Here is a 12670-nt window from a genome sequence, read left to right as displayed (position 1 = left end):
TAAAGCAACAGTAGTTGAATGTCCTAACTGCCATGAAATGAAATTACCTCATAGAGTTTGTCCATCATGTGGACACTATGCAGGCAAAGAAATTGTTGCAGAAGCTGAATAATTAAGTGAGACTTAGGTCTCACTTTTTTTGTGCGAAAATTTTACTCTATAATATTTCGGATATAATCCAAGATATTATAGAGTTTTTATTATAAAATTTCTTTTAAGAATTCATACTAAAGTTGTGCTATAATAAAAATATGGTAAAGTTAAAAAAAGCTGATATTTTAGTTATTATTTTAATAGTTATTGCTTCTTTTTTAATTTATTTTTTTACAAATAAATTGCCTAAAGAGGATGCAAATCTTGCAAAAAAAGTTGTGATTACTGTTGATGGGAAAGTGTTTAAAGAGATTCCACTAACTAAGAATACAGATGAAAAAATTGATATAAATACTGTTTATGGTAAAAATGAAGTTGTAATTGAAAAGGGAGAAGTCCATATGCATGAATCTAATTGCAAAGATAAAATCTGCATAAAAATGGGGAAAATTAGCATTCCCGGTGATTCAATAATATGTCTTCCCAATAGACTTATTGTTAAGATAGTCTCTGAAAAAAGAAATGACAATGATTTGGATTTGGTTATAAAATGACAAGAAATAAAAAATTAATTTATTTATCGCTACTTAGTGCAATTGGAATTGTCCTTGGGCTATTTGAAAGTGTACTTCCACTTCCAGTTGCAATTCCCGGTGCTAGACTTGGATTGTCAAATATTGTTGTGCTTGTAATCATAGTTTCCATAGGTTATAAGGAGGGCTTTTTTGTTTCTATTTTTAAGACTGTGATCTTAGCTCTTGTTACTGGTGCAGTTTCGAGTTTCTTTTTCTCCATGGGCGGTGCAATTTTAAGTTCAATTTCTATGATAATTTCTCATAAGTTTTTGAAAAAATATTTGTCTTTAATTGGAATTAGTGAAATAGGTTCTTTTTTTCATAATTTAGGTCAAGTATTAGTTGCATCTTACATTATGAAAACTACGGCAATACTAGCATATCTACCATTGCTTGTAATTTTGGGGATTTTTACAGGATATTTTGTTGGGCTTACTTCAATCTATGTAGTCAAAAATACTAATATATCTAAAGAGAGAGGTTGAAATGGAAAAAATTATTTTAGCGTCAAGTTCTCCTAGAAGGAGAGAAATTTTATCGAATTTTATAGATTTTGATGTAATTTCTAAAGAAATCAACGAGGTAAAAGACGATTCTTTTTCTCCATGTACAACTGTAACTGCCCTTGCCTTTGAAAAGGGAATTGAAGTCGCAAAAGAACATATTGATAAAATAATTTTATCTGCAGATACTTTGGTTGAATTAAATGGATTGCTCTTAGGCAAACCTAAAAATCGTGAAGACGCAAGAAAAATGATTAAAAGTTTAAGCGGAAAGACTCATGCTGTCTACACAGGTTATGGGATTTTTAAACTGTCAGAAAAAATTAAATATGTAAGTTATGAAAAGTCCAATGTAAAATTTTATGATTTAAGTGATGACGAAATTGAAAAATATTTAGATACCCTTGAATATAAAGACAAAGCTGGTGCCTATGGAATTCAGGGCAAGGGATCATTATTGGTGGAAAAAATAGAAGGAGATTACTATAATATAGTGGGCTTTCCAATAGGAAAGATAAATAGAGATTTAATAAAATTATTTAATTTTAGCCTATGGTGATTTTATGAAAGAAAGAGAAACAGAAAAATACACAATAAAAGAAATGCCAGAAGACGAAAGGCCTCAAGAAAAACTAATAAAATTTGGTCCAAATTATCTTTCCAATGCTGAACTTTTAGCTCTTATTATAAGAACTGGTACAAATTCAGGCAGTTCGGCAATTGATACTGCTCAAAAAGTTCTCAGAAGTTTAAAATCAGAAAATGATGAAGAAGGTTTAAATAGTCTTAAAAATGCAAATTTTTCAAACTTGATGAAAGTAGATGGAATTGGGGAAGCAAAAGCTGCTATGATTATTGCTGCTGTACAACTAGGAATGCGACTTGCTTCTAGCAATTACAATTCAAAGATTAAAATTACATCACCTTCTATTGCCGCAAATTATGTTTTAAGTGAAATGAGCGTTTTAGAAGAAGAACATTTTAGAATTATGACATTAAACACTAAAAAAGAAATAAATTTTGTTAGAGAAATTTCAAAGGGGACTATTAACATGACTATTGTTCATGCGAGGGAAGTTTTTAGAACTGCAATTCTTGACAATGCACATAGTATAATTTTATTACATAATCATCCAACGGGCGACCCAAGCCCTTCAAAGGAAGATATTAATCTTACAAAGAATCTTGTTGAAGCATCGAATATTATTGACATTAAAATTTTGGATCACATAATTATTGGCGACAACAAATATTTTAGTTTTTTAGAAGAGGGACTTATTTAGGAGGTTTTATGAGGATTTGTGCTCTTGGGGACTCCATATTTGAAGGTTATTTAGTTGGAGGAAAGTCTTTAATTTATTATTTATCAGGAAAAGGTTATGATATCGACAATTATAGCGTCAACGGTTTGACAACAGATGAGCTTTTATATGCTATAAATAATTTAATGAGTTATGACTTATACTTAGTTCACATTGGTCTCAATGATTTTTTCAATGGCAGATCTCTTGAGTATGTATTAAATAATATATACAAAATTATTAAAAAATTAAAGATCTTAGGAGGAAAGATTTTTGTAATAAGTCCTTATCCTACATCCTTTAAAAATTTAGACGAAGCTTATGAAAGTTTCATTAACTTTAGTTCAGTAAATAAAAATATAGAAAATTTAGACAAAATTTTAAAAGAGAAGGCTGAAGATTTTAAGGTTATTTCCTTTTTTGATTATTCTAAAGAAAATTACATAGAAGACGATTTAATCGACGGCATTCATCCAAATATAAATCTTAATAAAAAATTATCAAACTACGTAGAGGAAAAATTAAATGGATATATTTGATATTTTAAGTAAAAAAATTAAATATAGAAGATTTTCTAATAGAGAAAAGATTTTATTAATAGTTTTTATTTTATTGTTTTTAGAATTTTTATTTTATAATTTTTTAATAAAAAGAGAAGTACAAAAAATTTCTGAAGTTAATTTCAATGAAAATATTGAAGTTGAAGAACCTATTTATAAATACAATGGACTTGCTGATTTTTCCAATGAAAATTTAGATAAAATTGCTTCTGAAAACAATTTGAGTAGAGATAATTTTACAAAGGATGGGAAGACGGACATTGACACTCTTTTAATTTCTGGAAACGTCAATAATAGCGAGATTAATAAAATTTCTGCTCTCACAAATTATTATGGATATTCAAATATTGAACTAAATAGGATAGATGAAAATTCTTTTTCATATAGATTAAAAGCTGAAAAGCCATCTAAAGCAATTTATTATTCAGATTTAAAAAAAGCCTATTTTAATGAAAATGAGCAAGACAAAAAAATAGAAGCTCAAAACAAAAAGGAAGAAATTAATCCTAAAAAATCAGAAGAAATTGTAAAGGTTGACCAATTAAAAAATACTGAAGCAGCAGTGATAAAAAATTCTAAATCAGAAAACATTAGTAAAAATAGCAAAGATATTGATAATAAAATTAAAGGCACAGAAGTTTCTTCCTCAAATATTGATATAAATTTAAAACCTGAAAAAGATAAATTCAAATATGCAAATCCAATTTTATTTGATGATTTTAAAACTAAAATTAAAAAAGATAGGGAATATAAATTTATTGTTGACGACAATGTGAAAACAAATTATTATAGCGAGTCTGGCATTACATCATTTTATATAAACACGGAAAATATTCGCGATATTGTTAAACTTGGTGTAGAGAAACATTGTGATGGGATTTCTCTTTCACTATTTTTTCCCTATGATTCCTGTAAAGAAATAGGAATTATAAATATTTCTGGGGAGCAAATTCCCTTTACGGGAGAGATTCATCAAGATGAGTGGTTTAGAATTAATTTATTTGCATACGATATTAGTTACATTTATTTCTTGCCACAAAATAACGAAGATTTATTCTTTTTTGTAAAAGAAGTTGAATACAATGATGAAATCTAAAGGATTTACATTAATTGAGTTAGTTGTATGCATTGGAATTTTATTAATTCTTTTATCTATTGCCAATATTAATCTCAATGTTCGTGACAAAATTGAAGCTAAGGAGCAAATTAAGACCTTAGCTTTAGATATTAAACAATTAAAAAATTATTCCCAAGTTAATAATTGTAGAACTAGTATAAAAATAAATGATAATGGCTATACAGTTAATTATGGTAAAAAGAGTAAAAGTGTAAAATTTAATAAATTAGTTAAGCTTGAGTCAACAAATGTGAGAGTTATTAATTTTACAAGTGAGGGAAAGCCATCTTATATTGCAAAAAAATATTCTGCTTGTACTATTAACTATACTATAAATGACAAAAAAACTGTTAAAATTACAATACAACCAGTCACTGGAAAGGTTAGTTACTATGAATCTGAAAACTAAAAATAAAGGACATTTGATGATCGAAATATTATTTTCTATAGCCATAATAGGACTCATTGCATCAGCTATTTTGCCAAATATTATAACTCTTATGGAAAACCAAAATCACATAAAGGAAAGAGAATTATTAGTTTATGCGGTGAATTCGAAAATGGAGGAAATAATTGGCGAAGCATACAACAATAAAGATTTGAATTTAAATTTTGATGATGTAGATAGTGAAAATGAGAACTTTATTATTAATGTAACAAAAAATAGAGAGGGCAAATTAAATCATATAATAGTAAGTGGAAAGAGGCGTGATACTGATGAAGAAATTAAGTTTGAGGTTTATCTCGCACAAGGCGGGTTATTCACTAATTGAACTAGTTTTTTCTATTGCTATCCTTTTAATTATTTCAATGGTATTAACTTCTATACTTGGAGTTTCACAAAAGGCTTTGAATAAAACATATCTAAATCAAAATGCAAATTCTGAAATGTCTTATGCAATTGAGTACATAAAGGATGAAATAGATAGCTGTGATTATTACGCTAAAATTAATGGGAAAATCTATTTTATTAAAAAAATTGATGACAAATACAATTACATAAATTACGAGAAAGAAACAAATCAATTATACAGAACATCCAATATAGTTAATTCATTGATGAATAAAATAAATTCATCAGGTGAGGTTAAGAATGCTTTGACTGGGGAAATAAAAAGTTTTAAAATCTCTGATTATGGAAATTATTTTAATATTTACCTTGAATATGGAAATAGAGATAAAATAGCATTTAAAGTGGCAAAGAGGATACAAATTTATGAATAGAAAAGGAAAGGGCTATATTTATATTTTTACAATTATTTTAATTTCACTGCTTGCTATTTTCTTTTATTTTATTTATTCATACATTTCAAATACATCTTATATAAATCTAAATAGAGTTGAGAAAATTCAATCAAAGTATGCAGCAGAATCTGTTTTAAATATAAAAATCTCTGAAAATAATTTCAATGAAGAATTAGGAAATTTCATATTTTCTGATGAAGAATATATAAATTTAAACTGTGAATTTAAACCAAATGATACAGAAGTAAAGAATCTTGAACTAAGGAGAAGAGATTATTCAAATAAAAAGGGAATAGATGTAGATTTAGTTGAACTTAATACTGATGTAAAATATAAAAATTCCATAGCAGGTGCTAAGATCATGGCGAATTATATCAACAAAATTTATAAAGAAAAAGATGGAGTTTTAAATTCAGGGAGAGTCAACAAAGATGATTTAGAAAAAATAAAAAATTCCTTCAAGGATAATAATTGGTCTAAAGGTGAAATTAAAGCTTTAAATCTTGATGGAGATTTTATTTATGGTACTGAAAGGGGCAAAAAATTTATTTTTGAAGAAGTTGAAGTTTATGATGAAAATCTGAGAGAGAAAGTGAAAAAAAGAAATCCCCTATATTTGTTAGATAATGTAGATGTTATTGTTCAAAATAGTGGAACTCTCAATATAGAAACAGACATTAGAAACCAAATTTTATTAATAAATAATAAAGTTTTGTTTAATGATAATGCAATATCTGGTATAATTATTTTAAATAATAATGCAGAAGTTTTTAATAATTGTAAATTAGAGGGATATTTAATAAATTTATACGATAAAAATTCTGGCATAAATGTTAAATATAAACCAAAAGTCTTCGAAAAATTTGGTTCTGTGCTACCTGAATACATAAAATTTCAGCCAAATTCACTTAACTATTATGATATAGAAGACAATACTTAATATGGAGGAAAATATGATAACAGCAGGAGATTTAAGAAAAGGACTTACATTTGAATGGGATGGAGATGTTTGGGTAGTTTTAGACTTCCAACACGTTAAGCCTGGAAAGGGTGCAGCTTTTGTAAGAAGTAAAATTAAATCCGTACTTACTGGTGGTATTAAAGATACAACTTTTAATCCATCAGAAAAATTTGAAAAAGTTGTAATTGAAAATAAAGAAATGCAATACTTATATTCAGATGGAACATTGTATTATTTCATGGATCAAGAAACTTATGAACAAATTCCACTAGAAAAAGATATGGTAGAAGATGCCCTTAACTTTATTAAAGAAAATGATATGGCAACTATCAATTTTTATAAAGGCAAAGCTTTTAGAGTTACGCCTCAAAATTTTGTTGAATTAGAAGTAACGGAAACTGAACCAGGTGTCAAAGGGGATACATCAAGTGGTGGATCTAAACCAGCTACTGTTGAAACAGGTTTCACTCTTAATGTGCCACTTTTTATAAATACAGGCGACATTATAAGAATTGACACAAGAGATGGCGAATATATGTCTAGAGTTTAAATTGGAGGAAATATGGAATATTTATTAAAGAGAATATCTTATTTACAAGGTCTTTGTGATGGATATGATTTAGACACAACTACTAACGAAGGTAAAATAATATCTGAACTTGTGGATATTTTAAGTGATGTTATTGATGAGATGAGAGAATCTCGAGAAGAAATCGAAGATTATGTAGACATTATTGAAGAAGATCTAGCAGATTTAGAAGATTATGTATACGAAAATGAAGACATGGATTTTGATTTATACGATGACGATTTTGACTTTGACGATTTAGAAATCTATGATGAAGGCGAAGAAAAAAGCGAAGAAGAATAATTAAATTTTAGAAAGGCGAGGATTTCCTCGTCTTTTTTAAAATCTTGATAAATAGGAGAAAATATGATTATAAAAGGTGGAAGAGTAATTGATCCTCTTTCAAAAACTGACGATGTTTTAGATATTAAAATTGAAAATGGAAAAATAATTGATATTAATAAGAATATAGATACATCAAATATTAGCGATGAAATAATTGATGCCAGTGGAAAAATTGTAGTTCCAGGATTTATTGACGTTCACGTTCATTTTAGGGATCCTGGTCAAACCTATAAGGAAGATTTGGGGAGTGGAAGTGAAGCAGCAATCGCCGGTGGATTTACCACTGTCATTCAAATGGCAAATACTAGCCCTAAGATCGATAGTAAAGAAAAAATTATTGAACATTATAAAAAAGCAAGAGAACTTCCTTTAAAGGTTTTTACAGTTTCAGCTCTCACAAAAAATTTTGGCGATGTTGAACTTGTCAATATGGAAGAAAATTATAATGCAGGTGCCATCGCTTTTACAGATGACGGAATTCCCAATAGAAATTCTAAATTAATTTTAGAAGCAATGTATCGTGCAAAAAAATTAGATGCAATAATTTCTTTTCACGAAGAAGATCCAAATTTAATTGCTCAAAATGGAATAAATCATTCAGAAGTTTCAGAAGAACTAAATATTCAGGGATCGCCAACTATTGCAGAAACATCTTTTATAGCAAGAGATGTTGCCATGGCAATTTATTCTGGCGCAAAAATTTCAATCCAACATATTTCAACAGGTTTAGGAGTAGAACTAGTTAAATTTGGAAAATCCATGGGAGCAAATATTTTTGCAGAAGTAACTCCTCACCACATTGCATTAAATGACAGTGCAATTTTAAAATTTGGAAGTTTGGCAAAGATGAATCCACCTCTAAGAAGTGAAAAGGATAGAAAAAGAATAATTGAAGGTATTAAAGAGGGAACAATTGAAATTATAGCAACAGATCATGCACCACATAGCAAGGAAGAGAAAGATTTAGAGCTTACCAAGGCACCATCAGGAATAATTGGGCTTGAAACTTCTTTTTCAATTTGCTATGAAAATTTAGTTCTAAATAATGAAATAAGCCTTATGAAATTAATTGAGCTAATGAGTACAAATCCAGCAAAAATTTATGGATTAGAGGGCGGAGAAATTGCAAAAGAAAAAATAGCAGATATAACTATTATTGACCTTAACAGTCATTATAAAATCGAGAAATTTAAATCAAAATCATCTAATACTCCCTTTGTCGATAAAGTATTAATAGGAGAAGTTCTTTATACAATTTCTGAAGGAAAAATTGTATACAAAAAATAAATATGTCAAAGTGGATACAATGATAAAGATTTTGACCATTTACTTTAAAATTTAAGGCATTTGATATATTATTAAAATAGGGAGGCAGTTATGAGAATTTTTAATTATACATTATTTAATTTTAATAGTATTAAAAACACCTTTAAAAGATTCCCCTTTACTATTATAAGCGCCATGCTTGCGACAGTATTTTTGATTATGTCAACTTTTTATGATAAAGAAGATATATTTGTAAATAGAATGGAAAGTTATGGTTTAGTCTTTGTATTTGGAATTTTTCTTTACGCCTTTGTTATACTTTTTAATGAGGGGCTAAAAAATTATTATGACCTAAAAAATTTAAAAAATAATAATCTATTCAAAATACTTTCCTATATAGTTACCTTTCCAATTTTATATGGAATTTATGAACTTATTTATAATGAAAGTAAAACATTAGCTAATTATAATAATAATTTTATTTATTTTACATTGATTGCGGCACTTGTTGTGGCATCATCCTTTATTGGAAAATTTAATTACCACAAGGATTATGTGGCTTATGTCGCAAAAATTTTAAAATCTTTTATAATCTCAAATATTTACAGCTTTATTGTATTTATTGGCATAAGTGGAATTATATTTGCATTAAATAACTTATTTAAATTTAATTTTCAGTCTTCAGTTTATCTTAGAGTAGCAATTTTTTCTTTTATATTGTTTAATGTTGTGACATTTTTTTCTGATTTTCCAAAAGTTAGAGATTCTTTCACAGATTATAGATATCCTAAAGCTTTTAAAATTTTATTAGTTTATATAATTACACCTATTGTAATTATTTATACAGCGATTTTGCTTGCATATTTTGTAAAAATTTTAGTGCTTTGGCAAATTCCAAATAACTTAATCGTAAATTTAGTTATTTGGTTTGCAAGTTTTTCAGTAGTATATCTATTTTTCTTGTCCAGAGTGGACTCGATAAAAATTATTAACTATTTTAAAATTATTTTTCCTTTCACGCTTTTCCCACTATTGGGCATGATGTTTTTTGCAATTTATTTAAGAATTAGCGAATATGGAATTACAGAAAATAGATATATTGTTATAGCAGTGGGAGTTTGGATTTTTCTCTCTTTGATTTATTATATTTTTTATAGAGAAAATTCCAATATAACTATACCAATATTTTTATCTGTAATAATTTTAATTACGGGAATAGGGCCTGCATCTGCACCAAGCCTTAGCGTGAGGTCTCAAAATTCAAGGTTTGAAAAACTTTTAGAAGACAATAAAATGATTGCAGGAGAAGAGATAAAACCGAATTTAAATATTGAAAGTGACGCTAAAAGTCAAATTGTAGATATAGTTAACTACATGGTAAAAACTGATAGAGTTTCTGAATTAAAATATATGCCAAAAGATTTTAAGTTAAACGAAGATAGCTTCACAAAATTATTTGGATTCAGTAATATAATTGAAGACAAAAATTCTCTTGGCTATTCCTATACAGATAATTTGCCAAGTGACAATGAACTTAAATTTAATATAGATATTGAAGGTTACAATCATTTGATTTTTGTATATTCTCTTGATGATATTGTTACATCTGGAGATTATAAATTTGAAAAAACTAAAAGAGAAATAAAAATTTATAAAAAAATAGAAGAAAATTATAAAAATATTATGACAGTAGATTTGGCAAAATTAAAGGATAATTTAAAGATTTTGAGAAAGACAAAGGACAAAATAGAGTTAGAAGATTTGGCAATAGAAAAAGATGGATATAAAATTTTATTTACAAATATTTATTTTCCAAAGGAAGATAATTTAGAAGATGCCTACATTGAATTTTATCTTTTAACAAAATAAGGAGTGATTATTTGTACTATATAAATTTTGAAAATAATGTCTTTATTGAAGAAAAAATTGATTTAAACCCAGTTTTTGATATTTTAAAAATATATCTAAATAAATGTGATTCCTATCAGATTAAAGTTTTAAAAGAAGATAAAAAATCAAAAAAATTAGTTGAAGAATTTGCTGTTTATTCTGATGAAGATGGATATGAATACATTTTTCAGGGAATAATTGATGAAGACTTTAAAAAGATGATTTTAGATAATTTAATTGGAGATGTTGCTCTTAATTTTATGGGAATAAATCTCTATAATGATGGGATTTTAAAATTAGAAATTATAAATTATGGCAGCGAAGTTTACATCTATGGTTTTGATGAAAAATCTGTTGTTGAATTTTCTGAAGAACTTGAAAAGATATATGGAATTAAGAATCTAAATGTATACATGGATGAAAGTGAGAAAGATGATGGTGATGGAGATGACCATCACGAACATAAACACGATCACGATTGCGGCTGCGAAGATAAGGATGAAAATTCATGCGGTTGCAATGGAAACTGCTCTAAATAATGATAAAAAGAGTCTATCAAATGATAGGCTCTTTTTTGTAAAATAATTATGAAAGTTCTTCTGATATTGCAGAACTAATTTTAGGAAGGAGTTGTTTTTTTCTTGAGAGAAGTCCTTCAGATAAAAATTTGTCGTTAACTAATTCCTTTTCAAATTTTCTTGCAATTGCTTCTTTAAAACTTCCTGCTAGGATTACCTCAGAAACTTCCCTAAATATATCTGTAATCATCAAGACAAAAGTTTCTGTGTCAGATGTTTCTACAAAGTTTTCCATTGCCTCTTTTAATTCTTTTTCCACAGAAGTCGTACTTTCCAAATCCATAGTAAAAATTTGACAAATTCTTATATTTATACCTTCAACTGAAAAGTTTTTAACATCGGATTTTAAAAGTTCATCGGGTTTTCTTCCTTCAAGGCTTGTACCTGCTTTAAACATCTTCATTGCAAATTCATCTATATCAATTGCTGCAATTTTTTTCATTTTATTTAGAATATACTTATCTGTATCAGTAGATGTAGGAGATCTGAATAAAAGTGTGTCGGAAATTATTGCCGCACAAAGAAGACCAGCAACTTCACGAGAAGGCTTTATTCCATTTTCAAAAAACATTTTTGAGACAATTGTTGCAGTTGATCCAACAGGCTCATTTCTAAAATAAATTGGAGAACTTGTAGAAATATTAGCAACTCTGTGGTGATCCACGATTTGCACAATTTCTGCAGAATCAATGTCATCAATGGATTGATTTCTTTCGTTGTGGTCAACTAAAATTATCTTTTTCTTTAAATTTGAAATTAAGTGATAACGAGAAATGTTTCCAATTACTTTATTTTTATTGTCGAGAACAGGATAGGATCTAAATCTTGATTGTGCCATTTTTTCACGAACGTCGTCAATTAAATCGTCCTTGTGAAATACAACTAGATCATCTTTTGTCATTACATATTCAACGGGAACAGCTTGTGGCAAAATTCTTGCAACCATAAAAGTTGAAAGTCCAGTAGAAATTACCGCAACATTATTTTCCTTTGCAAGTTCTAAAAGTTTATCATCGAGTTTAGTTGAAATTGTAAGAATTAAAAGAGATATGCCCTTTTTAATTACAGCTTCTTGGTCTTTTATATCGTCGCCAACAATTACTATATCATTTTCATTTATTAAGTCCTGATTTTTTATAGCCTTGACAGCCATTTTACCTGATAGCTTTCTTGGATTTTTTGGCAAATAAAGGACCTTACCTTTGAGTACATCTAAAATATTTTCAAAGCTTGTGTTACTCCTGCCAATTATTGAGTCGTCCCAAATTTCCATATAAGATGATGCAATGTTGGATAAACTTACGATTCCAATAAGGTTGTCATCATCGTCTACAACGGGCAAGGAATTGATATTATTTTTTTGAATCAAATCCATTGCTGATGCCATAGAAAGACTTGGATTTACACAATAGGCAGCGTCTATTTCAATATCACGAACTTGTGGTTTGATAGAAGTCTTTAGCCTTGGATAAGCCACGTTAAAATACTTAAGTACAAATTCGGTTTCTTTGTTTAAATTGCCAAGCCTAATTGCTTCAGCATTTTCGCCCAATTTATTTTTTAACTCTGCCAAGGCAATGGCAGAACATATACTATCTGTGTCGGGGTTTTTGTGTCCTGTTATATAAATTTTATTTTTCATAATTCCTCCAAATTTATTAGCTATTA

At 28.0% G+C, this 12670-nt stretch carries 17 protein-coding genes; 16 read left to right on the top strand and 1 reads right to left on the bottom strand.

All coding sequences use genetic code 11. The features are described from left to right. From rpmF to MR285_RS06605, 16 genes are all read left to right on the top strand, one after another. On the top strand, positions 1 to 112 hold a 112-nt coding region (gene rpmF / locus MR285_RS06680), incomplete at its 5' end, for a 50S ribosomal protein L32 (protein ID WP_293559301.1). Between the two features lie 139 nt (positions 113 to 251). Then, entirely contained in the window at positions 252 to 647 is a 396-nt protein-coding gene (locus MR285_RS06675) for a NusG domain II-containing protein (protein ID WP_293559297.1), read from the top strand. Beyond that, positions 644 to 1153 (top strand): Gx transporter family protein, encoded by a 510-nt coding sequence (locus MR285_RS06670; RefSeq protein ID WP_293559295.1) that lies wholly within the window; start codon positions 644 to 646, stop codon positions 1151 to 1153. Before MR285_RS06675 ends, MR285_RS06670 begins: the two co-directional genes overlap by 4 nt. A 1-nt stretch (position 1154) precedes the next feature. Next, positions 1155 to 1730, top strand: coding sequence for a nucleoside triphosphate pyrophosphatase (locus MR285_RS06665; RefSeq protein WP_293559293.1), 576 nt, complete (start codon positions 1155 to 1157; stop codon positions 1728 to 1730). A gap of 4 nt (positions 1731 to 1734) precedes the next feature. Continuing rightward, a complete protein-coding gene (radC, locus tag MR285_RS06660) occupies positions 1735 to 2454 on the top strand; it encodes a DNA repair protein RadC (protein WP_293559291.1) in 720 nt (239 codons plus the stop codon). 8 nt (positions 2455 to 2462) lie between these two features. After that, positions 2463 to 3011, top strand: a complete 549-nt coding sequence (locus tag MR285_RS06655) for an SGNH/GDSL hydrolase family protein (protein ID WP_293559289.1) — start codon at positions 2463 to 2465, stop codon at positions 3009 to 3011. After that, positions 2998 to 4128, top strand: a complete 1131-nt coding sequence (locus MR285_RS06650) for a hypothetical protein (protein ID WP_293559287.1) — start codon at positions 2998 to 3000, stop codon at positions 4126 to 4128. The genes MR285_RS06655 and MR285_RS06650 overlap by 14 nt, the downstream gene beginning before the upstream one ends. Continuing rightward, a complete protein-coding gene (locus MR285_RS06645) occupies positions 4115 to 4558 on the top strand; it encodes a prepilin-type N-terminal cleavage/methylation domain-containing protein (RefSeq protein WP_293559285.1) in 444 nt (147 codons plus the stop codon). Before MR285_RS06650 ends, MR285_RS06645 begins: the two co-directional genes overlap by 14 nt. A 16-nt stretch (positions 4559 to 4574) precedes the next feature. Beyond that, positions 4575 to 4922: a type II secretion system protein gene (locus MR285_RS06640; protein WP_293559283.1), complete on the top strand. Its 348-nt coding sequence runs from the start codon at positions 4575 to 4577 to the stop codon at positions 4920 to 4922. Then, positions 4867 to 5373 carry a type II secretion system protein gene (locus MR285_RS06635; RefSeq protein ID WP_293559281.1) on the top strand — a complete coding sequence of 169 codons (507 nt, stop codon included), beginning with the start codon at positions 4867 to 4869 and terminating at the stop codon, positions 5371 to 5373. Before MR285_RS06640 ends, MR285_RS06635 begins: the two co-directional genes overlap by 56 nt. Further along, the gene (locus MR285_RS06630) at positions 5366 to 6334 is read left to right on the top strand and encodes a hypothetical protein (protein WP_293559279.1); all 969 of its coding nucleotides are present in this window, start codon (positions 5366 to 5368) and stop codon (positions 6332 to 6334) included. Before MR285_RS06635 ends, MR285_RS06630 begins: the two co-directional genes overlap by 8 nt. A gap of 13 nt (positions 6335 to 6347) precedes the next feature. Next, a complete protein-coding gene (efp, locus tag MR285_RS06625; protein ID WP_075660309.1) occupies positions 6348 to 6905 on the top strand; it encodes an elongation factor P in 558 nt (185 codons plus the stop codon). Positions 6906 to 6917: 12 nt separating this feature from the next. Continuing rightward, positions 6918 to 7226 (top strand): CD1247 N-terminal domain-containing protein, encoded by a 309-nt coding sequence (locus MR285_RS06620; RefSeq protein ID WP_293559277.1) that lies wholly within the window; start codon positions 6918 to 6920, stop codon positions 7224 to 7226. Positions 7227 to 7289: 63 nt separating this feature from the next. Continuing rightward, positions 7290 to 8555 (top strand): dihydroorotase, encoded by a 1266-nt coding sequence (locus MR285_RS06615; protein WP_293559275.1) that lies wholly within the window; start codon positions 7290 to 7292, stop codon positions 8553 to 8555. A 90-nt stretch (positions 8556 to 8645) separates the two neighbouring features. Further along, the gene (locus tag MR285_RS06610) at positions 8646 to 10403 is read left to right on the top strand and encodes a DUF4153 domain-containing protein (protein ID WP_293559273.1); all 1758 of its coding nucleotides are present in this window, start codon (positions 8646 to 8648) and stop codon (positions 10401 to 10403) included. An 11-nt stretch (positions 10404 to 10414) separates the two neighbouring features. Continuing rightward, on the top strand, positions 10415 to 10963 hold the full coding sequence (locus tag MR285_RS06605) for a hypothetical protein (RefSeq protein ID WP_293559271.1): 549 nt from the start codon (positions 10415 to 10417) through the stop codon (positions 10961 to 10963). Positions 10964 to 11009: 46 nt separating this feature from the next. On the opposite strand, the gene MR285_RS06600 is transcribed toward MR285_RS06605, so the two are convergent. Next, complete coding sequence (locus tag MR285_RS06600; RefSeq protein WP_293559269.1) at positions 11010 to 12644, bottom strand: putative manganese-dependent inorganic diphosphatase; 1635 nt, start codon at positions 12642 to 12644, stop codon at positions 11010 to 11012. Positions 12645 to 12670: the final 26 nt, after the last annotated feature.

Source organism: Peptoniphilus sp., from assembly GCF_022767005.1.
Classification (GTDB): domain Bacteria; phylum Bacillota; class Clostridia; order Tissierellales; family Peptoniphilaceae; genus Peptoniphilus_A.
This window is presented reverse-complemented; position numbering and strand designations above follow the sequence as displayed.